Raw genomic sequence first — 23,256 nt, 5'->3', positions numbered from 1 at the left:
TTTCAAATAGAGTCGTAATATTAAATGCAAATCGATAATAGTTTGATAGTTTTAATAGGCCTATTTTTGAAAATTTGGTCTACCCTAAGCTTCTGCTAAGCGGATGACAAAAGGTGCCCTCGAACACTCCTTACGGAATGGTCGAGGGCACCTTTTTATTCGTTAAAGCGATTCAGATTATAATGCAACGATTTGCCGCTGCTGGACAAACGACATCTGGCCCGTACGCCCGATATAATCCTCCATGTTGTCCCCGTAATGCATCAGCTTCACTTTAGCCTGTACTGCATCAGGAAGCGTGAGCAGTTCATCCAGACAAGCGTGTACGACTCCAGGCGCTTGCAGCTGGCAGTCATGGTAAATCGTTTGTATGCCTTCATCTATAAGCCGCGCCAGCAGCTCGCCGTCAAATTTCATATCTGCAGAGTAAAAGAAACTGTCGTTGAAGATAAAGGAATAGCTTAGTTTCCCTTCAATATGCTCAGTGCGAATCAGCTTTACTTTTAGACCCGGATAAAGCTCATAATCGAGATTTTCCTTTAACGGCCGAACGTCAAAAAAATCGTTAAGTGAATTTAATGGCTCCTGAGTTAGACCGCCTCGAAGCGTTTGTTCCCATAACGGTTCCACAAGCCCTTCGGCTATGTAAAGTACCGGTTTGCTGCCATAAAGAAACATCATTTGAAACGCATATTCCTCTAGACCTCCGACATGATCGGCATGCATGTGGCTGATTAAAACGGCATTCAATTGATTAAAGCTGTATCCCGCTTTATGAAGCGCCATTGGCAAGGTGATACCGCAATCAATCAGCAAATGATACCCGTCAAACTCAAGCATTGCATTGTTGTTGTCGTATTTTTTCGCGAATGCGCTTCCGGTTCCAAGCATTTGTATGTTCATGTTGCGGATCCTCCTAAACGATACGTCCACGTTATTTTTACCACTGTATCAAAAGTTGAAGAAACTGACAAACGAAAGATACACATTTGCCCTTTGCTACATATAATGCAGGAGTGAAATAGGCGGGAGGCGAAATGGAATGAGCGCGTCAAAAGGAAAGGGCAAGGTCGCCAAGAAAAAAGCAACTTCCGAGAGAAAGCAGTTTCATTATAAGCTGGTGTTATCCAGTACGTGTGCGGTATGCAAGACCCCTTGCGCGCGCGGAATGAAGTATTGGGCAAAAATGCAGCAGCCGGGCGCTTTGGGCAAAGGAGTGCCGTGCGTTTTAACCCGGACGTACGGGTAATAATGGCTCGAAAGCAGCTTATTTATTTCCCAGGCAAGCGCGGTTTTTTACATCGTTTGACAGCATGAACGGTGTTTTTTCGATAGATATCGTGAATCTTTGTTTGATTAAAATTTATTAATGCTGCTCCGCAACTTTAACAGCATTGCTGAGTATAACCTTTCATCCAGACAAACCGGATGGAGGTTTACATCAATGAAGTGGAGTAAAATAGCGATCCTTCTCATTGTGTTGTCGTTATGCGGAGGAACATTTCTGTTTGCGGACGCGGCGTCGCAAAAGGTGCGTGTCATACTGAACGGCAGCGAGCAGGACGAGAGCGGAGTTATTATTGACGGTAAAGCCTATTTGCCGCTTCGACAATTGGCAGGCAGTCTGCATGCGATTGTAAATTGGGACAATCAGAGCAAAAAAGCGACTTTATATAAGCCGAACGTGCACATGATTTTGTTCCAAGACAAAGTTGTTTTCGGCAATGTCGACAAAGGTAACCGCTATACGTTTAACGTTCTTTCGCAAATTGATAACTTGACTACGGACGTTTCCGCCGTCAAAGTATCGATTACGGATCCGTATGGAACGGAAAAAGTGATACAATCGCAATCGGTCAACATTACGAAAGACAGCTTCTGGTATCGGACCGAGGATATTAAGTATAACTTTGAGTTCTCCGGCAAGTATGCCGTCCGCTTCTACATGAAGACTAGCGCTTCAGATGAATGGACTGTCGTATCCGAGAAACTCATTTCTTCACAGTAGCATAGAAAACGTCCGTCCTCGTTCACATTGACGCGGGCGGGCGTTTTTTAGTTGAAGCGTTTGACCGCGATTCGGTCTCATGGTACGATACGAGAGTATGCATATATAATGAAATGGGGTAACTGCAATGAGCGAACATCAGCATGGAGACAACTGCGGCTGTGGACATGATCACGATCATGATCACGAAGAGCATGTGTTTATAGTAACGGACGACGAAGGCCAAGAACGCGAAATGGTTATGGTCTATACGTTTGAATCGGAAGACAAAGCGTACGCAGTACTGCTTGATCGCAACGATCCGGAAGCGGACGGCGTCATTTTCCGTTTTGAAGAAGAGAATGAAGAGACATTCCTCGTTGGTATTGAAGACGATGCGGAATGGGATCGCGTAACAGCTATTTACGAAGAGATCGCAAAAGTAGAGAACGGCCAAGAATAATTAGCCGTACTGCTTAAAAAAGCACCTGCCTGGAGGCAAGTGCTTTTTTTGCTATTTGGTGACCCGTTTGTTCATTTGCGAGGGTTGTAATAAATCGTTCTGCCGTTAAATAACAGCAGCTCGGCTTGCAATTGATTGGCTAAATATTTGCAAAGCTCGTTTGCTTTTGCTTTATCCCCATGCGTGGAAAGATCAGGGAGGACTGCCTGAATGGTCTCTCCAGAGTCGTTCACTCCAAATATAATGTAACGATAAGAAGGATGAGTGCCTTTTAAATAAAACCAGCGGTCGTCTTGTTTCGTCTCGATTGTATAAGGAAAGGCGGCGCCGGCATAGTCCCAGTCAAGCTGCTGTCCGGTTAAAGCGGTCTTGTTGCGATATTGAAGCAGTTTTTCCTTCAGCTCTTCAAGTGAAATGCTGCTTGCCGCAGAGCCTTGCACTAGCTTTATGTAGGCGCTTTGAACTTGACTCATGTCTTCAACTCCTTAAAAGTTTTGCGGAGCAAAACTTGCCTCGGAAGCATTCGCTTAAGTGTTGCGAAGCAAAACTTGCCTCGGAAGCATTTGCTTAAGTTTTGCGGAGCAAAACTTGCCTCGGAAGCATTCGCTTAAGTGTTGCGGAGCAAAACTTACTTCGAAAGCGTACGCACCTTAATCATAGCATGCGGCTCTTCTGATTAACAATATGCGGTACGAACGAGCTTAGGCAATTTCTCGTTGTGAGCCATCATGTCCTCGTGATAAAATAGTTTTAATATTCTGACAACAAACGGAGGTGAGAGCATGTTTGAACCGTTGTATGATGTGTCAGAACTGACCCACGTTCATTTTATTGGCTATGCGACCGATCAGGCAAGATACGATTTTTCAATCGTCTATACCGATCATTTTTTCGGCAAAACGCTTGTCATTTGCATGCAGACCGGCAGGTCAGCGCTTCTGGATGCGCATGATTTAACAAACACGGATTATTTGCAATTAAAATTCGGCATTGCCAACCCCGAATCTGCCGCCGAGCTTTCTCTTTGTCTCGCCGCACGCATTCCCTCGCTTCAAATCACCGATCAATACGAGTAGCCATCATCGTCAGCCCAAAAAGAAACGCCGGTTAATGCGCCTTGAGCGGGCTGCATGAACCGGCGTTTGTTTGTTAGAAAATCGCGTTTTCCTCCACGATTACTTTAACGAATTGAATGCTGCGATCTTCCGGCCCTTTGACCGGCAATCCAACTTCAACATGATCGACAATATAATCGATATTGTTTTGCGAAATGACTTCGCCAGGCAGCAAAATCGGAATGCCCGGAGGATAGACGTAAATAAATTCGGCAATAATCCGACCGGCCGATTCCTTGAAAGGAATAACTTCCGTCTCGCCATAAAAAGCATCGCGCGGAGTCAGCGACAGCTGCGGAATGTCCGGAATTTTAACGATAAGCTCCCGCGCTTCGGCGCCTTCATGGAACGCATTGGACAAGCCGCGCAGCGCTTCAAGCAATTTATTGACCGAATCGGACGTATCTCCCGGCGTAACTAGGCAAAGAATGTTATACATGTCGCTCATTTCGATTTCGACCTTATAATGGTCGCGAAGCCAATTTTCCGTTTCGTATCCGGTAATGCCAAGATGGCGCACGTGGATCGATACTTTCGTTGGATCATAATCGTAGGTAGCCTCGCCGCCTAAAATTTCTTCGCCGAAACATTCCAGACCCGGAATTTGATTGATTTCTGTACGAGCATATTGAGCAAGCGCAATCGCCTGTTCCGCCAACTGATGGCCATTAATCGCCAAATTTCGGCGGGATGTATCCAGCGACGCGAGTAAAATGTACGAGGTTGAAGTTGTCGTCAGCATGCTGATGATCGTTTGAATTCGATGCGGATTGACGCGTCCTTTGCGGACATTCAGCACCGAGCTTTGCGTCATTGAACCGCCAAGCTTATGGACGCTCGTCGCGGCCATATCCGCGCCTGCCTGCATGGCAGACATCGGAAGCTTCTCATGGAAATGAATCAGCACGCCGTGTGCTTCATCAACAAGAACAGGAATGTCATAGCTGTGAACCAGATCGACGATTTCCTTTAGATTGGCGCAAATGCCAAAATAGGTTGGGTTAATGACCAGCACTGCTTTCGCGTCAGGGTGACGATCAAGCGCACGTTTAACCGAGCGTGTCGTTATGCCGTGATCAATACCGAGATTCGCGTCTCGTGCAGGGCTAATGAATACAGGTCTGGCGCCAGCAAAAATAATTGCGGCCATAATCGATTTGTGCACGTTGCGCGGCACAATGATTTTGTCGCCCGGCTCGCAGACAGTCATAATCATCGTAATAATTGCGCCGCTCGTGCCTTGCACGGAAAAATAGGTGTAGTCGGCGCCAAAAGCGTCGGCGGCGAGTTTCTGGGCTTCTTCAATAACGCCGGTCGGTTGATGCAAATCATCAAGCGGAGCTATATTGATCAAATCGATCGACAAAGCGTTGTCGCCGATAAACTCGCGGAATTCCGCATCACTGCCTAGGCCTTTCTTATGTCCGGGAATATGAAATTGAACCGGTTGCTGCTCCGCATGGCGGCGGAGAGCGCTGAAGAGCGGGGTTTGGTTATGATCCATCGCTTTCATCCCTGCCTTTCGGATTTCAGATTTCGTCAAATATTGCAAACAAAGTTGAGTATAGCAAAAACAAGTCGGAATGCAAGCTACTTTTTTAAGGGATGGGAGATCTTCAGCTATGAATCAGGTTACAGCGTCGGCACAACGCAGCCGTCAAATTTGGCGTTCGCCGTTTATTATTCAATTGCTTGCCATCATGTTTATTGTAGAGTTTGTGAAAGGAGCGCTTGTCGTATCCATTCTGCCCGTATATATGGGGACGGTGCTTGGTCTTTCCGCCTATGCAATTGGCTGGTCGCTTGCGCTGCTCTATATCGGCGACAATGCGTTTCGCAGTCCGCTCGGATGGGTTGTCGATCGCATCGGCTATCGATATACGATGCTGTTTGGCGTCATTCTGACATTCATATCGGTGTTGATCGCCGCATTTATGCAGCAGACTCTATGGCTGGTTTTTTCCTGCTTGCTGCTTGGTATCGGCACGTCGCCCCTTTGGCCTTGCGTAATTACCGGCGCGACAGGGGCGGCAGGCGAAGACTCCGGCGGAACGGTTATGAGCGTCGTTTATATGGCGTGGCTGACAGGCATTGGAGGCGGACCGATTGTCATTAATTTTTTCATTTCATCCAGCTATACAACGGCGTTTCATATTCTGATCGGCGCTATGACGATTGCCGCCGCAATTACGCTTCTGCTCCCGGGCAGAGCAGGCTCGAAGGCGCTGGAGCCGGTCGAGGACGGACATGACGCTAGTGACATGAAAGGATCGGGACAATCCGAGAAACGGTCTCTGCTTGCCCGCGCCGCGGATTATATCGGCATGCTCAGAAATTCGCTGCATGTGAGCAAGCTTCTTTTTCCAGCCATGTTCGCTCAAAATCTCGCGCTTGGACTGCTGACGCCTATCCTGACACTGTATGCGCGGACCGTGCTCGATTTATCGCCCAAGCAATTTAGCCTGTTTCTGATCGCGGGAGGGGCGATAACGGCTCTTGGCCTCATACCGGTGGGGAAGCTCGTGGATCGTTACGGTACAAAATGGCCGCTTCATATCGGGTTTGTTCTGGCGGGCATATCGCTGCCTTTGCTTGGCATGAGCCGATGGCTGCCTGCTGTGATGACCATTGTTGCTTTCGTTGGTATAGGCTATGCGTGCATTATACCGGCTTGGAACGCATTTATTGCCGAAGCCATACCGAAGAAGGAAAGAGGGGCGGTATGGGGATTTTTTCTGACGATTGAGGGATGCGGCTCCGTGCTCGGATCGATATTGTCTGGCCGGATGTGGGATAGCTTTGGGCCGCATATGCCGTTTTTGCTCAGCGGAGGCGTCATGTTTCTGCTATTTGTTCTTCATTTGTTCATAACAAAGCCGCAGCCGGTTATGGTACGATAACGGATGGAGGCGAATCGGCAAATGCGAGATAAACGACTATTAATTGTAATGGCTATACTAATGACAACGTTCCTCGGGTTTGGAGTCATCATTCCTGTTATGCCCGAGATTATTAAAGCGACGGGAGAAGAAGGTTTTGAATTTCATACCGGCGCCATGCTTACGGTATATTCACTTGTATCGTTCCTATTATCCCCGATCTGGGGCGGCTTGTCTGACCGTATCGGCAGACGCCCGATCATTTTGACAGGCGTAGTTGGCTTTTCAATCAGTTTTCTGTTGTTTGGACTATCCTCGGGCAGCTTGCCGCTTATGTATTTATCGCGGGTGCTCGGCGGTTTGTTCTCCGGAGCGGTCACTTCGGTTATTGTAGCCTATGTGGCGGACATTACGCCTAACGAGCACAGGACGAAAGGAATGGCGGCGGTCGGCATGTCGATCGGGATGGGCTTTACGCTAGGACCTGCGCTTGGAGGCTTGCTCAGCGTTGCGTCGCTTGAGACGCCATTTTATGTGGCGGCGGGCTTGGCGGCGATCACGTTCGTGCTGGCTTTCGCCAAGTTAAAGGAATCGCTTGCGCCGGAACAGCGCCGCTCTGCTGCGGAACCGCGCGTTTCGCGCTGGACCGCGTTTACCGGACCGCTGAAATATTTGTACGTGCTGGCGTTTTTCGTTACGTTCACGCTGGCGGGTCTCGAAGCGACGCTGCAAATTTTCGGCATGGAGAGATTCGACGTTACACCGCTCGAGGTAGGCATTCTGTTTTTCGTGTGCGGACTCGTCGGGGCGCTCGTACAAGGCGGATTTGTCCGCCGCCGCATTAAGAAGGGCGATGAGCCGAAGTATATTGCGATCGGATTAATCATTTCGGCGGCAGGCTTTTTTATGCTGCTCGGTGCGCACTCGCTGTGGTGGGCGACGACATCGCTTGCCGTCTTCGGTATCGGCAACGCTTTAATCCGTCCTTGCGTCACTTCATTAATTACGCAAAAAACGACGGTCGGGCAAGGCGTCGCGTCCGGACTCAGCTCCTCCATGGACAGTCTTGGCCGCATCGCCGGACCGATGTTCGGCACTTTTTTGTTTACGTTCGGGCAAGGCATGCCTTATGTTTCGGGCGGCATATTATGTATTCTTGCTTTGCTGCTGCTTGTCCGTTTCCGTCAGCTCGTTGGAACCGGCAGTACCGCAACGATAGCGGAGTAATTTGAAGAGACATGGAAGAAAAGGCTGTTCGACAGGTTGGGTTGGGAGATTCTGCAACCGTTGTCGAACAGCCTTTTTTGCATGAATTAAAGCTTTCTTTGTTTCTTTAACGCAAATACGTTTAACAAGGCAAACAGCAGTGAGAACCCGGCGAGCACGTAAACATCGAGTTGGAAATCAGCCAAGCTTTCCCCGCGGATCATAATGCCGCGCATCGCATCCGCTCCGTAGTAGAGCGGCATAGCGTAGCTGAGCTTTTGCAAGATCGGGTTCATCGCGTCCAGATTGAACAAGCCGGAGAAAAACGCCTGAGGCACGATTACGATCGGAATGAATTGAATGATTTGAAACTCAGTGCCGGCGAACGAGGAGAGAAGCGTGCCGAGCGTTAATGCCGTCAAAGACAGCAATAGATTAATGATCAGCATATAGACGAGATTGCCGGCCATATATAGTCCCAGAACCTCGACCGAAAACCATGCGATGAGTGTGGCTTGCACGAGCGTAAACAGGCCGAAACCGGCCAAATAGCCGATGACGATTTCTGAACGCCGGATCGGTGTTGCCAGCAGCCGCTCTAATGTTCCGCTCGTCCTCTCCCGCAGGAAAGATACGCCGGCCAGCAAGAAGACAAAGAAGAAGGAAAAAAAGCCGATAAGCACCGGGCCGGTGGAATCGAAAGACGCCATCTCGGGTCCGCCGTACAAATAATCGACGGTAAGCGAATCCGATAATTGTCCTGAAGAACCGGCGGATTGCAATGTGTTTTGGATAAGCAGCATGACTGCCCGGCTTGCGGCCGGATCGCTGCCTTCAAGTTTTAGCGCCGGAATGCCGTCTTTCCAGAACAAGAGCGCGTCCAGTTTCCCTTCCTGCAAATCCTTCTCTGCGGCGGCGGTTTCTTCGTATTCGAATACGTTTGAGACTTGCTTGGACAGTTGGTCGGCAATAACCGAAGGAGCGCCGATTATTCCGATATCCGGCTGTACAGTTTGGCCGTCGAAGACGAGCTTCATTAAGCTAAGGACGAGAAGCGGGGCTACAAAAAGCAATGCAAGCGTTCTTTTGTCGCGAATGAATTGCCGAATGATGCGCAGTGCTAACGCGCGTATTCTCATTGCGGATCGCCTCCTTCTTTGCCGAGCGCAATGAATGCTTCCTCAATCGTGCTGCAGCCCGTTTGATCGATTATAGATTGGGGAGCGCCGACGGCGATTAGCTTGCCGCCGCGTATCAAACCGAGCCGGTCGCATTTATTCGCTTCATCCATGACGTGTGTCGTTAATAGAATGGTAACGCCGCTCCTTGTTAATTGGGATAGCTCGCTCCAAATCGTTTGGCGCAGAGCGGGATCGATCCCGACGGTCGGTTCGTCAAGCACGAGAAGCTCAGGCTCATGAAGCAGCGCGATGGCTAGCGAAAGCCTTCTCTTCATTCCTCCGGAGTAAGCTCCTGTTTGTTTGCTCAAGTCAGGATGCAAATCGACAAGCTCTGCCGCAGCTTGTATTCGGGTTTTTAGCTTCTGTCCTTTGAGCCCGTAAAGCGCCCCGAAAAACTCCAGATTTTGTTTGCCGGTCAGCTCGTTATAGAGCGCATCGGACTGTGCCATATAACCGATTTTCGCCAGCAGCCGGAGCTGCGGCATTTCCTCGCCAAGCACCGTAATGCGGCCGCGATCCGCTTGATCGATACCGGTAATGAGCTTGATGAACGTCGTTTTGCCTGAGCCCGAAGGGCCAAGCAGGCCAAACAGCTCGCCGCGAGGAATCGTTAAGGCGATGTCATTGAGAATCGTTTGGCTGCCGAATTTGCGGACAATGCCCGCAGCCTCAACGGCAATCGGATGTGAAATGCTTTCAAGCATGCGAATCACGCTCCTGCATTTTTATAAACGCGAAAATGTGCTTATCTTTAATATACAAAATGCAGTGAAAAGAAAGAAGACCACTTTTTCCCAGACTTAAGTCGGGGGGCGACTCAGACTTTAGACTTGAGTGAAAAACCGTCTTCAGACGTTTCTCCGATTCTTTTGTTCCGACTATGCTTAGTAATGACAAAAACATAGATCCGGTATCGGAGAAGGAGTAGGGGAGAATGAATAAGTTAACGGAATGGTCATTCCGTAATAAGGCAGCGGTCATCTTGATTGTTGTCTTGGCGCTAGCCATGGGTGTAGTTAGTTATTTGAAGCTGCCGATGGAGTTTTTGCCGACCGCTGACAATCCGCAAATTATGGTGACTGCAATCGGCCCGGGCTATGAGGCCAAATCGATGGAGCAGCAAGTTACGAATAAGCTGGAAGACGCGCTTATGTTTACGAAAGGGAAAACGGATATTTTCTCTTCCTCGGGCAACGGTTATGCGCAAGTAAATTTGAATTTCGATTCGAAGACAGATATGAAGGAAGCAAAGCTTGAAGTTGAGCGGATCGTCGATCAGGTGGCGCTGCCTGAGGGCGTTATGCCTCCGTTTGTCGTACAGTTCAACACCTCCATGATTCCGATTTCTTGGATTACGTTGACATTCGATGAAGCTCTTAGCGAACAGCAGAAGGACGAGAAGCTTAAACTGTTCCAAACGGAGCTTCAGAAAGTAGAGGGAGCGGGGGTCATTAACGTAGCGGGCAAATCGACGCCTTCGATTCATTTGACACCGCTGACCGAACAGCTGGCCGCAAAGGGCATTCCGCTGCAGACGTTGATGGGCGTACTGCAAGGACGCGGCGTATCGGCCTCGATTGGCGAGCGTATCATCGACGGAGCCGCAGGCAATATGAACGTTTATGATGAAGTAACGGATCTGGAAACGCTTCGTTCATTGCCTGTTGCCCCTGGCGTGAGGCTGAGCGATGTAGCGACGGTCGATTATGCGAAGGAACTGGAAAGCGTCAGCCGGATGAACGGCAAAGATGCGATTATGTTCACCGTTTCGAAAGCAGCGGACGCCAATGCCGTTTCCACAGGCAAAAATGTAGAAAAGACGATCGAGCGTTTGAATGCCGACGTGGACGGAATTGATGCCTCGATTATATTGAGCACGTCCGAATCTGTCGTGAAATCGGTAAACAGCATGCTGCGTGAAGTGTTGCTGGGCGCATTGTTCGCGACAATTGTTATTTTGCTGTTCATGCGTAATTTTAAAGCGACGATCGTTACGATCGTATCGATTCCGCTGTCGCTTGGCATTACACTCTATTTGCTGCAAATTTCGGGAGTCTCGCTCAACATTATTACGCTGGGCGGCGTGGCGGTTGCGGTCGGGCGGCTCGTCGACGACAGTATCGTCGTGATCGAGAACATTTACCGCCGCCTGCAGAAAGAACCTTTTTCGCTAACTGTCATTAAGGATGCGACAAAGGAAGTAGCGGGTGCAATTACGTCCTCAACGCTCGTTACGGTAGCTGTATTTTTGCCGATGGGTCTGCTTAGAGGCTCGCTGCAAGCGTTCTTGCTGCCATTTGCATTGACCGTTGCCTATTCGCTGCTTGCGTCATTGCTCGTCGCTTTGACGGTTGTGCCTTTGCTTAGCGCAGTGCTGCTTAAAAATACGAAAGAAAAGCCGCATGCGGCATCGGCTCGAATCAGTTCGTTTATTCGTTGGAATTTAAAACATAAAGCGGTGCCGATTACGATAGCAATCGTGTTGTTCGCAGGCTCGATCGGCGCTTATGTCGCTATGCCGAAAGGCGCTCTTGATTCTTCCAGCGCTGAGAATGTATCGGCTACACTGGTGTTCCCAAGCGATACGCCTCACAGCGAGGTAATAGAGCAGGGCAAGAAGCTCGAAAGTTATATTTCGTCCCATAAGTCCGTGGAGTGGGTGTTACTCCAATCGGGCAACAGCGCGGATATGGCTCAGTACGGGGCGGTATCGTCGCCGACGCAAGTCGCTTTTACGATCGACTTGAAAGAAGGCGTGGACGCTGAAAAGTTCATTGAAGATGTGAATTCGCAGAAAGAACAGTTCAAAGACGCTTCTTTAACAGTTAATGCAGTCAATTTGATGATGGGCGGAGGCTCGTCCACCATTACCGTTGATGTGACAGGCGATGATCCAGCGAAGCTGGAGGAGGCAGCGTCGCAGCTGATAGCTGCAATTAAGAAGATCGATGACGTTACGAAAGTGCAAAGCAATCAAGAAGAGAAAAAACCGGTTTATTCTTTCAAAGTCGATCCGGTTAAAGCAAAAGGTCAAGAGGTTGCAATGCAGCTGCAAAGCATGCTGAATCCGCTGCCGGTTGGTTCGATTGCTATCGAAGGCGTTGACACTCCTGTTATGCTGCAACCGGTAGTCAATCCAAACACCGAGTCGGCATTGAAGCAGCTTACAGTAATGACTGAAAGCGGACCTCAGCCGGTATCCTCCGTAGCCGAGCTTGTGCGCACAGAGGAGCCTAGCTTGTATTACCATAAAGAAGGAAAAACGTATATCCGAGTATCCGCAGATGCGGAGCCAAGCAAGCTTTCCGTTGTTGGCGCCGACATCAACAAAGCAGTGGCTGAGCTTAAAGTGCCGGATGGCGTGAAGCTTGCCGTTGGCGGCGCATCGTCGGAGCAAGCGAGCGATTTTGCCGATTTGGGCTTAACGGCGCTAATCTCGATCGCAATTGTTTATTTGATCATGGTGCTTGCGTTCAAGACGCTTCGCGCACCGCTTGCCATTATGTTCTCGCTTCCGCTGGCTGCGATCGGCGCGGTTATCGGCTTGCTTATTTCGGGCATTACGCCTGACTTTACGGCCATGTTCGGCGCACTTATGCTCATTGGCATCGTCGTAACGAATGCGATCGTGCTTATTGACCGCGTGAAGCAGAACGAAACCTCGATGTCGATCCGGGAAGCGCTGGTCGAAGCTGCGGCTACCCGTATGCGGCCGATCGTGATGACCGCAGTCGCAACGATTTGCGCAATGCTTCCGCTGTTGTTTGGCTCCCATGAATCGGGCAGCATCGTTTCGCAAAGCTTGGCAATTGTTGTAATCGGCGGCTTGACGGCAGCTACTTTGCTGACGATCATCATCGTGCCGTGCATCTACGAGCTGCTGTTCTTCCGGGCTTCGCGGAAACAACGCCGTGCCGCTGAGAAAGCGCTCATCGCGCAGTCGGCGCAATAAGATATTGTAATAAGGGGCAGCCCCATGTGTCATTAATATGACGCTGGGTCTGCCCCTTTTTATTTGGGTTAACGCAACCTTCGGATTCGAATTGCACCGTTAATTTGTACGTGAGTGGAACAAATAACGGAAGAAACTTCCGTTATTTGGGAAATCGCGCCGGATTGGACGGAATAGCGGAAGAAAGTTAAGAAAGTTCCGCTATTCAGGCGTAGAAGCTACCCGCAGGGCGCGCAAAGAACAGAAATAACGGAAGCAACTTCCGTTATGCGCCGGCTATGTCCATATGAACATGAGCCAAGCCGCGATAGCGGAAGTTTCGCATTCGTTACACTTGCGCCATGCGATACAGCGGCATTAGTGTTTCGTACGTTTCTGCGGCGAATCGCAACAGCGCCTCTCCGTCGCGCAGAAGCGGATCGCCGACTGGCACGTGGCGACCGATTAGCAATTCGGCCTTCTGCACGTCGCGGAAGCGGACGAGCGCTTCTTTCCAGTCCTTTTTTGACATGCCGCTGACTGCAATGGATTCCTTTTTCGTATGATCGAGCGACATTTCATAGCCCGCAGGGACAGCCGCGATCACTTCGTCCATCCGTTTCAAATAGGCGGAAGCGATGTTCTTTTTGTTAGGCACCTCGTAGATCAACGCCAGCCAAAGAAACAGGTGATCGTCGAACAAGCCAAGCTGGAAATGCGGATGCGCCTTGTAACCGCGCTTGTTATCGCAAACGGCTAGCCAAGTATCCTTCGGCGGATTGACTTTGCGGCGCGCATGTCTGGCGATATGCAAATGCATTTCATTGCCGGAAAGCACAGCAAGCTCTCCCGCCAGATGCCCGCCGATTGCTCGAAACTTCGGCTGGATTCTTTCTTGAATGGCAGCCATCCTTTCGTCCAGCCCATCGAGTTTAAACACGTCAAAGTCGGCTTGCTCAAAGCCGATAATAGCGGTGTCTGCCGCCCCGGCGGCGTTGCTCGTCGCAGTTGTTGCTGTTGTTGTCATCACAAATTCCCCTTATCTATAGCACTGTAAATTAATTTGGCAGCTTTAAATAAAAAATAGCAATCTGCGTTCTGTCGCGCAGCTCTAATTTATCCAGTATTTCCGTTATATAGTTTTTAATCGTACCTTCGCTAAGAAATAAAGCGGCGGCAATTTCTTTGTTCGATAAACCGTCGGCAATATGACGGACCACCTGCTGCTCCATAGGCGTCAATCTGAATGGTTCTAGACGTTTGGATAAGGGCGGTTGAACGGACGATGCTGACGATGTGCCGGTTGGAGATGAAGACGGCCGCTCCAGCATGCCGGCCAGCTTGCGCGCAATATCGGGATGAATGAGCAAGGAGCCCTCGTGAACGGTTTTGATGCCGGCAATAATGCGGCTCGGCGGCACGTTTTTGAGCAAATAGCCGCCCGCGCCGTTCTGTATAGCTTGCACAATATATTCATCGTCGTCAAACGTTGTCAGAATGAGCACTGCTGGCGGCGATTCCAGCGCGCGAATGAGCTTCGTGCCCTCAACGCCGTCGCATTCAGGCATTCGGATATCCATAAGAACGACGTCGACGTCTGTCTCGCTGACGAAACGGGCGGCCTCCCGGCCGTTGCCGCAGGAGCCCGCAACGGTCAGCTCGGGATCTAAATCGAGGATAAGCATCATGCTTTCGCGAATGAAAGGATCGTCGTCGACGACCAATACTTTTATCATAGCGGCAATCTCCTTCCCGGCGCCGAATCGGCCGTCGATTGCGGCACGGCTGTCGGGGCCAATTTTTGTTCCTTCACCCGCTCGTTCTTGAGCGGAATTGCGGTTGTCACAACAAAGCGGTCAGCGACCGACCAACTCAGCTCTCCTTTTACCAACGCCATTCTTTCCTTCATGCCGCGCATGCCAAGTCCAGGCGCAACGGGCTCCTTCGGCAGCGAACCGTTGTTCGAGACAGCGAGCGATACGATGTCCACCTTAAAATCGAGAACGATGTCGATGGCTGTGGCGCCGCCATGCCGCACTGCGTTCGTTATCGCTTCTTGAGCGTTCATATATAGAATCATTTCAACACTCGGATAGAGCGGCTGAACGTTGCCGCTGACAATGAAGCTAACGTCGATGCCGATTGCCGCGGCAGATTCGTTGACCAGCCGGTCGAGCGCATAACGCCTGGATTCGTCAGGTTCGGGAACGGCAAGCCTGCGTACCGTTCTGCGCATATTTTCCATACTTTCTTGCAGTTGATCTCGAATTTGGGTGAGAAGACCGAAAGAGCGGGACGGATTGGAATCAAAGAGCTGGATCGCGGCTTCGGACATCATTTTAACTCGAATGAGCCGATGGCCTAAGTCGTCATGTATATCTTTGGCGATCCGATTTCGTTCCTCCGTTTGGGCATAACGCTCAATCTGGGAAGCATACTCGATTACTCTTCTTCGGGCTGCTTCAAGTTCCTCGTGGCTGCGTGCCAGCTTGTCGTACAAATTTTCCGTTTGCTGCTGTCTTGCCTCAAACCGATTCAACGCATGCATAATGCCTGCTGTCATGCACCAAAGCAACAGAACGGCAGTAATAATTTCCGGTTCTCGTCCGTCTAACGCAGTTAGCAGCACAATTGCCCCGCCGCCCGTCCATGCGAAGCTTATTTGCGGAGTCGGTCTCCAGGCAAATACGCCAATGAGGGTAGCGAAAGGAAGCAAGAACAGAATCCCTTTGTACGTATATGCCAGCCACCCAAACCCGATAAGCTCCGCTATCAGCAAGACAATGGAGAAGCGCGGAATATAAAGAGGCAATCGAATGAACAGCAGAGCAAGCATAATGGTGGCCGAATATACCAGATCATTTTCCAGATTAATGGTCATCAAAGTGGCGATCGAAGGAATCGCTACGAGCAGCGTCCGAATTTGATTGAGCCATTTGATCATCGCATGCGGTCTCCTTTGCCTAGCTTTATGAACAGCATTATAGCATTACTGCCTTAAAAGAGTAAGAGAGGTGACTTTTGTCATTCGAATGTGATGACTTTCGAAACCTGTCGATCCGGTCTCGTGCATGTAAAATAAAGACAACGAACGAAACGAGAGGATGAGTAGAACATGAGTTTTGTACAATTGCGCGATGTCGTCAAAAAATATGATGCGACGATAACAGTCAATCATTTGAACTTCGATATTGAAAAAGGGGAAATTTTCGGTCTGCTCGGACCGAATGGAGCAGGCAAGAGTACGACGATCTCCATGCTGTCCGGTCTGCTGGCAATGAGCGGGGGCGACATTACGGTTGACGGTTACTCGGTGCGCAAGCAGCCGCTTGAAGTTAAGAAACGCATCGGCGTCGTGCCGCAAGAGCTTGCGATCTACGACAATTTGACAGCACGGGAGAATGTTACCTTTTTTGCACGTTTGTACGGCTTATCCGGCAAGCTGCTGAAAGAAAGAGTTGACGAAGCGCTTCGATTCGTCGGATTGCTGGAGCGGGCGAAGGATTTGCCTTCCACCTTCTCCGGCGGCATGAAGCGCAGGCTTAATATTGCGTGCGCGATTATGCACCGTCCAAAGCTGATCATAATGGATGAGCCGACCGTCGGAATCGATCCGCAATCGCGCAATCATATTTTAGAATCGGTGCGGGAACTGAATCGGTTAGGCTCTACAGTCATCTATACAAGTCATTATATGGAAGAAATTGAAGCGCTTTGCTCGAGAATTGCTATCGTTGATCAAGGCAAGCTGATCGCGCTTGGCACAAAGGAACAGCTGAAAATGCAATCCGAGCAAGAAGAGAGCCTTGTATTTGATATCGATCGGTCCGGACTTGATGCTTTTGCGGAAATTTCCGAGCATCCGGGCGTGAAGCAAGCAGAGCTGAAAGAAGCCGGACGGACGGTCGAAGTTACTGTGAAGGATACGACCCATGTGCTGCAGGATTTGCTGTTTATTTTACAAAAGCACGGAATCGGATTGCAGAAGCTGACGCGGATCGAGCCGAATCTCGAATCGCTGTTTCTGCAAATGACCGGACGCTCGTTGCGTGACGAATAGGAGGAGCACAACATGCGCACTTGGTTTACGACTGTTTGCTACGAGTTTATAAAGTTCAGCAGGATGCGTCCCGTTCTAATCATACTTCTAGTTATGCCAATCGTGCTTATTTTCTTGCTCGGAAGCGTGTTTGACCAGACGATTAAACCGGCTAAGGTAGCGTTGTATAATGCAGACGCAGGCGAACTGAGCGAGGGGATCGAATCGTTCTGGAAAGAGGATTCGCTGAAGCCGTATATCCGGATCATTCAGGCTTCGTCCGAATCGGACGTGAAGGAGATGGTCCGCGAAGGTACGGCCGATTACGGGGTCGCGGTGCCATCCGATTATTCTGCCAAAATCATGTCTGGCCAGCCGGCGGAGTGGAACGCGTATCCTGGACGTTATGAAGATCGCAATATTGCTGTTCGCGCCGTATTGAACGGTTATATGGGCGAAGCTAACCTGCAGGCTGCTGCTGTTGCAGCATTCGGCGGAGATCAAGCACAAGATCAAGCACAAGATCAAGCTTCCGCGGATACGGCTGCCGCCGGCAATCAAGCGCACGAACCGGGATCATTGCTGCGAATTGGCAATTTATCCGGCGGAGAGGCCGATGTGTTCAAATCAGTGTCGGCCATCCAATATTACGCTGCCGCCTATTTGATCATGTTTCTATTGTACAGCGGCATGTCGGCGACTTTATCGCTTTTGAAACAAAAAAAGCAGGGCACGTTGTCTCGCATATACGCCATCCCGGGCTCTTTTCGGCCCGCTGTACTCGGCATTTTGTCGGGAGCCATCGCTTTAGCCAGCCTGCAGTCAATCGTAATTGTCGGTTTTACGACGTTCGTATACGGCGTGGATTGGGGCAGTCACTTCGGAATTCTGGCGCTCGCCTGCTTGCTGACTTCGATTGCCAGCGTTGGATTGGCGGTTACGCTCGCTTCAATCAGCAAGTCTGAGAAGACGATGCAAACCGTTTATGGGATGTTCGTGTTCGGAATGACCTTCTTAAGCGGCGGAATGATGGCCGGCGTGGAGGAGTTTGTCGGGAATGCAGGCACCTATACTATTAATTATTGGGCGAACGAAGCCATACGCACGATTATGTACGGGGAGCAATTGTCCGAGGTGTGGTCTTCTATCGGCATTTTGTCTATAATCGCTTTCGCTTTGATCGTTATTGGGGCGATAAGACTTCCAAAGGTGGTGAACAGCCGTGTCTAAAATAGCAGCTATCGCAATGCATCTTCTCAAACGGACTGTCGGTTCGCGGCGCGGTTTAGTTATGAATTTACTGCTGCCGTCACTAGTTCTGTCTGCTATAGCCGGCGTATTGTCCGGCAAAACCGATAATAAACCGATTATCGCGGTGAGCAATCAAGACAATGGAATACTGGGGAGCTACATCGTCGATTATCTTCGCAATAACGATCACTATGAAATTAAGCTGGAGACGGCGGCTGCGGAAACGCAATTGAAGGACAGCGTCGAAAATAATGAGGCGAATGCTTCGGTCTACATTCCTGCCGATTTCTCGGAATCGCTGATGTCCGGCCGGCAGCAGCAAGTTTCGATGTACCGAATAGGCGAGAATCTGTGGAGCGCTTCGCTCGGGACAGAGCTTGCCGGAGAGACGGATAAACTGGCTTCGGCTGTCGGTCTCATAGACGGGAAAACAGACGATCAAGCCGTGCTTGCCGCGCTGCTCGACAAGCAGCATGAAGGAATCGCCTCGGTTCGTGAGACGGAGCTGAAGCTTGGCAGTGTGATCTCCCGTCCGGAGGTCATCGGCATCATGCTGATGTTCGTTATGATGCTGTCCAGCCAGTCGATCGGTTATATATTGGAAGATCGGGAAAAGCGGACGCTGGCGAGGATGTACGTCGCGCCGGTGCGAGCTGCGGATATTGCTTGGGGCAACTTTACAGGCAGCATTCTTATCGGTACGCTGCAGCTCGTAATTGTTCTGAGTGTGACCCATTTCGGCTTTGGCTTCATGGAGTCCGTCCCTTTCGGATCGTTGCTGCTCGTTATGGAATGCTTCTTGCTCGCTGCAGTCGGCATGATGATGCTGGTAGCCGGTCTAGTAAAACGAAGCGAACAGCTCGGCACGCTCAACTTTCTGTTTATCATTCCTACATGTATGATCAGCGGATGTTTCTGGCCGTTTTCCATCATGCCCGATTTTATGCAGAAGCTTTCTAATTTTACGCCGCAAAAATGGGCAATCCAAGCGATTGACCGTCTAAGCGCAGGCGAGCATATCGCCGATATTACGATGCAGCTTGGCGTCTTGCTGCTCCTTGCAGCAGTGCTTACCGCGTTCGGCGCGGCGGTGCTGAGGCCTATGCGGACGGCTCAATAAGCCGGCTCTTCGAACGTATTCGGAGTACAGCTTGACTGCTTCCATTCCGTTGATGTACATTTAACGCAAACATTGATAACCATAATAGCATTGACCAAGGTTATAACGATCAATCCGCGTCCGTCACAGAGAGGAAGCTCAAGGCTGGAAAGCTTCTATGTGCGTTGAACGTTTCCCTGCCTTGCGAGCCGCGCGTTGGGCCGATCCAATCGACCTTCGCTGCCGGAGCGAACAGCTCCGTTATCCAATGAGTTGCATTTTCTGTTTGCAGATGCAAAATGAGGGTGGTACCACGAGCGCATTCGTCCCTTACGAATGCGCTCTTTTTGTTTTTAGAAGAGATCAGGAGGAATGATCGTCAATGAGACAATCGCAATTTTTAGTGCCTACGCTTCGCGAGGCGCCTTCAGATGCCGAAGCGGCAAGCCATAAATTGCTGCTGCGCGCCGGGTTGGCAAGGCAGCTTGCAGCCGGCGTCTATACGTATTTGCCTGCGGGCAGGCGGGTGCTCCGAAAGGTTGAAAAAATTGTGCGCGAGGAAATGGATGCGGCGGGCGCGCAAGAGCTGCTTATGCCGGCCATGCAGCCGGCGGAGCTTTGGAAGGAGTCGGGCCGTTATAAGGTATACGGGCCTGAGCTCATTCGTTTGAAAGACCGGCATGACCGTGAGTTTGCGCTTGGACCTACGCATGAAGAAGTCATTACCGGCATCGCCAGAAGCGAGCTTGGATCATACCGCCAGCTTCCGGCAACGCTGTATCAAATCCAGACGAAATTCCGGGATGAGAAACGGCCGCGCTACGGCTTGCTGCGCGGACGCGAATTTTTAATGAAGGATGCGTATTCCTTTGATGCCGACTGGGACGGATTGGACCGCAGCTATAAGCGGATGTTCGATGCTTATAACCGGATTTTCAGTCGGATTGGCTTGAACTTCCGGGCAGTAGAAGCAGATGCGGGGTCAATCGGCGGGGAAGGCGGCACCCATGAGTTTATGGCGCTGGCCGATATAGGCGAGGATACGATTGCCGCCTGTGACCAATGCGGTTATGCCGCTAATTTGGAGAAGGCGGAATATGGTGCGGCAGTGGCAGATGAGCAACGGCTGGAGGCTGCGCAAACGGCAAAAGAGCCGATTAAGCTGCATACGCCGGGCGCCCGGACGATAGACGAGCTTGTTCAATCGCTTGGGCTTGATGCAAGCCGTTTCATTAAAACATTGTTGTATATAGCTGACGGAAAACCGATAGCCGTGCTCGTCAGAGGCGACCATGAAGTGAATGAGATCAAGCTGCAAAACGCTCTTGGCGCTGCATCGCTTGCGCTGGCTGACAAAGAAACGGTCGAAGGGCTGACAAAAGCAGAGACAGGCTTTGCAGGGCCTGTCGAACTGGGTGCGGTTTCCATAATGGCTGATCATGCGGTCATGGCGATGACGGAGGGCATCGTCGGCGCAAACGAAACTGATTTTCATCTCGCCGAAGTGCGTCCAGGCATCCACTTCATAGCTGCGGCGTCAGGCGATTACCGGAATGCCGTGCAAGGTGATGATTGTCCGCGCTGCGAAGCGGGCAAGCTGCAGTTCCATCGAGGCATCGAAGTAGGCCATGTATTCAAGCTGGGCACCAAATACAGCGAGAAGCTGTCCGCCACATTCATTGATGCGTCCGGCAAAGAGAAGCCTTTTATTATGGGCTGCTATGGCATAGGCGTATCGCGATTGCTGTCGGCCGTGCTGGAGCAGCACAATGACGAGAACGGCATTTGCTGGCCGCTAGAGATTGCGCCGTTTGGCGTCCATATAATTCCGGTCTCTGTGAAAGATTCGCAGCAGATGGAGCTGGCGGAGAAGCTGTACGAACAATTGACTAAGGCTGGCATCGACGTCTTGATGGATGATCGGGATGAAAGACCGGGCGTTAAGTTCAAAGATTCCGACTTGATCGGAATTCCGCTACGGATCGTTATCGGAAAAGGCGCTTCGGAAGGCATCGTGGAATGGAAGCGCAGGTTGACCGGCGAAACGGGGACCGCGACTGTTCAGGAAGCGCTGGCGGCGGCGATCGGAGAAAGGCAGTAGACGAATGCTGCGTTAATGTTTGCGCAAATGGGAAGGAGCCCAGTCACAAAACCGGGCTCCTTCCCATTTTTCAATATCGGACGGCTTAAAGCGGAAAATTAGTCAATAATCCAAGTTGCCATAACATAAGATGGAGTATAAGATAGGGATAAGAACAAATTGTCAGATTATTTCGTCAACTGAGCAAGGGAGGGATTGCCGTGAATAAGAGCTACGAAGTCGAATATTGCAATTTGGAGCTGCGATTTGACCGCCGGCAAATCCAAAACCTCATCCGGGATCTCATACAGGAAGGGTACTCCTTATATTGGAGCGAGACGGAGGGGCAGTTTCTCATTTCCATTCGTACCGGTCGCAAGCTCGTCAAGTTAAGGTTCCAAAGGATGAAGAGCCGATACAAAATTGTCGGGGACTACATTATTAAAGATGAAAAGCTGTCGGAGCTGCTGGAAAAGCTGATTAACGACTCACGGGGACATGCGGTAGTCAAGCGGATCAAGGATCGTCAAATCGTCATTGAGAACATTATGTTCGGCGAGATTATACGACTTGTGGAGGTGTCTGGTATGGAACATCGAATTGTTTATCAGAAGAAGCCTTTTGTCACGATAGAGGAAATGATCAAAGCTTTTCAATCGAAACGGGCGGAGGAACGCGCAGCGGTGCTTCGTTTCGAGCTCGATTACGAGCTGACCGTTCTGTTCGACGCGCTGCAGGAGGGCAACGAGCAAGTCATTGCCGAATCGAAGGAAAAGCTGGCGTTGTTGCGATCGGAAATGCTGCAGCTTGAGCTTTAATCAGCATAGCTTGTCTTATACGGATTTAGAGGACGGGGGGTCGCTCCTTCGTCCTTTTTTGCATGCAAAGAGGCGGAATTTCGGTCTAAAAGCGAATAATTATCGAAATTAGGAGCCGATAATTCCATAATTGAGCAAAACTTGTACGACAAAATCGTGTAAATAGTTTTCATCTTGCAGCAAAAAGAGTAATATATAGCTATTGGTCGCCTTTCGATCACCAAATTTTATAGAGAAGGATGGAAGAAACCAGATGTCTAAACAGCAAATCGGCGTTATTGGATTGGCAGTAATGGGCAAAAACTTGGCCCTTAACATTGAAAGCAGAGGTTTTACCGTTTCGGTCTACAACCGTTCGCGCGAAAAAACGGACGACTTGATTAAGGAATCGGCAGGCAAAAATCTCGTTCCAACTTATACAGTTGAAGAGTTCGTGCAATCGCTCGAATCGCCTCGCAAAATTCTGATCATGGTTCAAGCGGGCGCAGGTACGGACGCAACGATCGATTCCCTTGTTCCATTCCTGGACAAAGGCGACATCATCATTGACGGCGGCAACGCTTATTTCCCTGACACGCAACGCCGCAGCAAAGCGCTCGAAGAGCAAGGCATCCGCTTCATCGGCACTGGCGTATCCGGCGGCGAAGAAGGCGCGTTGAAAGGACCGTCCATCATGCCTGGCGGCCAAGAATCCGCTTATAAGCTTGTTGAGCCAATTCTGACAGCAATTTCGGCAAAAGTCGGCGACGACGCTTGCTGCACATATATCGGACCGGACGGCGCAGGCCACTACGTTAAAATGGTCCACAACGGCATCGAGTACGGCGACATGCAGCTTATCTGCGAAGCGTACGACCTGCTGAAAAACGTGCTTGGCGTTAGCACGGAAGAGCTTCACAGCATCTTCACAGAGTGGAACAAAGGCGAGCTCGACAGCTATCTGATCGAGATCACTGCTGACATCTTCTCGAAATACGACGAAGAAACAGGCAAAGCTATGGTAGACGTGATCCTTGACTCCGCAGGCCAAAAAGGAACTGGCAAATGGACAAGCCAAAGCTCGCTCGACCTGGGCGTTCCGCTTTCCATCATTACGGAATCGGTATTCACGCGTTTCCTTTCCGCAATGAAGGAAGAGCGCGTAGCAGCCAGCAAAGTGCTGAGCGGCCCGCAAAAAGCGCCTTTCCAAGGCGACAAAGCGGCGTTC

The 23,256-nt window shown here is 50.3% G+C and carries 22 protein-coding genes; 13 read left to right on the top strand and 9 right to left on the bottom strand.

The genetic code is table 11. The annotated features are described in order from the left end of the window. Positions 1 to 177 precede the first annotated feature (177 nt). Positions 178 to 903: an MBL fold metallo-hydrolase gene (locus GOM71_RS09405; RefSeq protein WP_156280273.1), complete on the bottom strand. Its 726-nt coding sequence runs from the start codon at positions 901 to 903 to the stop codon at positions 178 to 180. A 139-nt stretch (positions 904 to 1,042) separates the two neighbouring features. On the opposite strand from GOM71_RS09405, the gene GOM71_RS09400 reads away from it, so the two are divergent. From GOM71_RS09400 to GOM71_RS09390, 3 genes are all read left to right on the top strand, one after another. Then, positions 1,043 to 1,249, top strand: coding sequence for a hypothetical protein (locus tag GOM71_RS09400; protein WP_156280271.1), 207 nt, complete (start codon positions 1,043 to 1,045; stop codon positions 1,247 to 1,249). 195 nt (positions 1,250 to 1,444) lie between these two features. Next, entirely contained in the window at positions 1,445 to 2,008 is a 564-nt protein-coding gene (locus GOM71_RS09395; protein ID WP_156280269.1) for a stalk domain-containing protein, read from the top strand. A gap of 127 nt (positions 2,009 to 2,135) precedes the next feature. Next, complete coding sequence (locus tag GOM71_RS09390) at positions 2,136 to 2,450, top strand: DUF1292 domain-containing protein (protein WP_156280267.1); 315 nt, start codon at positions 2,136 to 2,138, stop codon at positions 2,448 to 2,450. A 71-nt stretch (positions 2,451 to 2,521) separates the two neighbouring features. Here GOM71_RS09390 and GOM71_RS09385 read toward each other — a convergent pair whose 3' ends face one another. Then, entirely contained in the window at positions 2,522 to 2,923 is a 402-nt protein-coding gene (locus GOM71_RS09385) for a DUF1885 family protein (protein ID WP_156280265.1), read from the bottom strand. Positions 2,924 to 3,232: 309 nt separating this feature from the next. On the opposite strand from GOM71_RS09385, the gene GOM71_RS09380 reads away from it, so the two are divergent. Next, on the top strand, positions 3,233 to 3,526 hold the full coding sequence (locus tag GOM71_RS09380; RefSeq protein ID WP_156280263.1) for a DUF3055 domain-containing protein: 294 nt from the start codon (positions 3,233 to 3,235) through the stop codon (positions 3,524 to 3,526). Positions 3,527 to 3,599: 73 nt separating this feature from the next. Here the strand turns inward: GOM71_RS09380 and GOM71_RS09375 are convergent, their stop codons facing one another. Then, a complete protein-coding gene (locus GOM71_RS09375; RefSeq protein WP_156280261.1) occupies positions 3,600 to 5,069 on the bottom strand; it encodes an aminotransferase class I/II-fold pyridoxal phosphate-dependent enzyme in 1,470 nt (489 codons plus the stop codon). Positions 5,070 to 5,187: 118 nt separating this feature from the next. Here GOM71_RS09375 and GOM71_RS09370 point away from each other — a divergent pair, with 118 nt between their 5' ends. Beyond that, a complete protein-coding gene (locus tag GOM71_RS09370) occupies positions 5,188 to 6,465 on the top strand; it encodes an MFS transporter (protein ID WP_156280259.1) in 1,278 nt (425 codons plus the stop codon). Between the two features lie 21 nt (positions 6,466 to 6,486). Next, positions 6,487 to 7,671: an MFS transporter gene (locus tag GOM71_RS09365; protein WP_156280257.1), complete on the top strand. Its 1,185-nt coding sequence runs from the start codon at positions 6,487 to 6,489 to the stop codon at positions 7,669 to 7,671. 86 nt (positions 7,672 to 7,757) lie between these two features. On the opposite strand, the gene GOM71_RS09360 is transcribed toward GOM71_RS09365, so the two are convergent. Next, the gene (locus tag GOM71_RS09360) at positions 7,758 to 8,789 is read right to left on the bottom strand and encodes an ABC transporter permease (RefSeq protein WP_156280255.1); all 1,032 of its coding nucleotides are present in this window, start codon (positions 8,787 to 8,789) and stop codon (positions 7,758 to 7,760) included. Then, a complete protein-coding gene (locus GOM71_RS09355) occupies positions 8,786 to 9,535 on the bottom strand; it encodes an ABC transporter ATP-binding protein (RefSeq protein WP_156280253.1) in 750 nt (249 codons plus the stop codon). The genes GOM71_RS09360 and GOM71_RS09355 overlap by 4 nt, the downstream gene beginning before the upstream one ends. 230 nt (positions 9,536 to 9,765) lie before the next feature. Here GOM71_RS09355 and GOM71_RS09350 point away from each other — a divergent pair, with 230 nt between their 5' ends. Further along, positions 9,766 to 12,783, top strand: a complete 3,018-nt coding sequence (locus tag GOM71_RS09350; protein WP_156280247.1) for an efflux RND transporter permease subunit — start codon at positions 9,766 to 9,768, stop codon at positions 12,781 to 12,783. Positions 12,784 to 13,111: 328 nt separating this feature from the next. On the opposite strand, the gene GOM71_RS09345 is transcribed toward GOM71_RS09350, so the two are convergent. From GOM71_RS09345 to GOM71_RS09335, 3 genes are read right to left on the bottom strand one after another with little or no spacing between them, the layout of a single operon-like run. Beyond that, complete coding sequence (locus GOM71_RS09345) at positions 13,112 to 13,789, bottom strand: DUF1054 domain-containing protein (protein ID WP_156280245.1); 678 nt, start codon at positions 13,787 to 13,789, stop codon at positions 13,112 to 13,114. Between the two features lie 31 nt (positions 13,790 to 13,820). After that, a complete protein-coding gene (locus tag GOM71_RS09340) occupies positions 13,821 to 14,498 on the bottom strand; it encodes a response regulator transcription factor (protein WP_156280243.1) in 678 nt (225 codons plus the stop codon). Further along, positions 14,495 to 15,706: a sensor histidine kinase gene (locus GOM71_RS09335; protein ID WP_156280241.1), complete on the bottom strand. Its 1,212-nt coding sequence runs from the start codon at positions 15,704 to 15,706 to the stop codon at positions 14,495 to 14,497. The genes GOM71_RS09340 and GOM71_RS09335 overlap by 4 nt, the downstream gene beginning before the upstream one ends. 171 nt (positions 15,707 to 15,877) lie before the next feature. Here GOM71_RS09335 and GOM71_RS09330 point away from each other — a divergent pair, with 171 nt between their 5' ends. The 3 genes from GOM71_RS09330 to GOM71_RS09320 are packed head-to-tail and all read left to right on the top strand — an operon-like array spanning position 15,878 to position 19,172. Next, on the top strand, positions 15,878 to 16,822 hold the full coding sequence (locus GOM71_RS09330; RefSeq protein ID WP_156280239.1) for an ABC transporter ATP-binding protein: 945 nt from the start codon (positions 15,878 to 15,880) through the stop codon (positions 16,820 to 16,822). A gap of 12 nt (positions 16,823 to 16,834) precedes the next feature. Then, positions 16,835 to 18,031, top strand: a complete 1,197-nt coding sequence (locus GOM71_RS09325; protein WP_156280236.1) for an ABC transporter permease — start codon at positions 16,835 to 16,837, stop codon at positions 18,029 to 18,031. Further along, positions 18,024 to 19,172 (top strand): ABC transporter permease, encoded by a 1,149-nt coding sequence (locus GOM71_RS09320; protein WP_156280234.1) that lies wholly within the window; start codon positions 18,024 to 18,026, stop codon positions 19,170 to 19,172. Before GOM71_RS09325 ends, GOM71_RS09320 begins: the two co-directional genes overlap by 8 nt. Positions 19,173 to 19,281: 109 nt before the next feature. On the opposite strand, the gene GOM71_RS23855 is transcribed toward GOM71_RS09320, so the two are convergent. Next, on the bottom strand, positions 19,282 to 19,449 hold the full coding sequence (locus GOM71_RS23855; protein WP_173275443.1) for a hypothetical protein: 168 nt from the start codon (positions 19,447 to 19,449) through the stop codon (positions 19,282 to 19,284). A gap of 84 nt (positions 19,450 to 19,533) precedes the next feature. On the opposite strand from GOM71_RS23855, the gene GOM71_RS09315 reads away from it, so the two are divergent. From GOM71_RS09315 to gndA, 3 genes are all read left to right on the top strand, one after another. After that, a complete protein-coding gene (locus GOM71_RS09315; protein WP_156280232.1) occupies positions 19,534 to 21,252 on the top strand; it encodes a proline--tRNA ligase in 1,719 nt (572 codons plus the stop codon). Positions 21,253 to 21,452: 200 nt separating this feature from the next. Then, a complete protein-coding gene (locus GOM71_RS09310; protein ID WP_367649528.1) occupies positions 21,453 to 22,049 on the top strand; it encodes a hypothetical protein in 597 nt (198 codons plus the stop codon). Between the two features lie 253 nt (positions 22,050 to 22,302). Beyond that, on the top strand, positions 22,303 to 23,256 hold a 954-nt coding region (gndA, locus tag GOM71_RS09305; RefSeq protein WP_156280228.1), incomplete at its 3' end, for an NADP-dependent phosphogluconate dehydrogenase.

Source organism: Paenibacillus sp. NEAU-GSW1, assembly GCF_009737085.1.
In the GTDB taxonomy this organism is placed as follows: domain Bacteria; phylum Bacillota; class Bacilli; order Paenibacillales; family Paenibacillaceae; genus Pristimantibacillus.
This window is presented reverse-complemented; position numbering and strand designations above follow the sequence as displayed.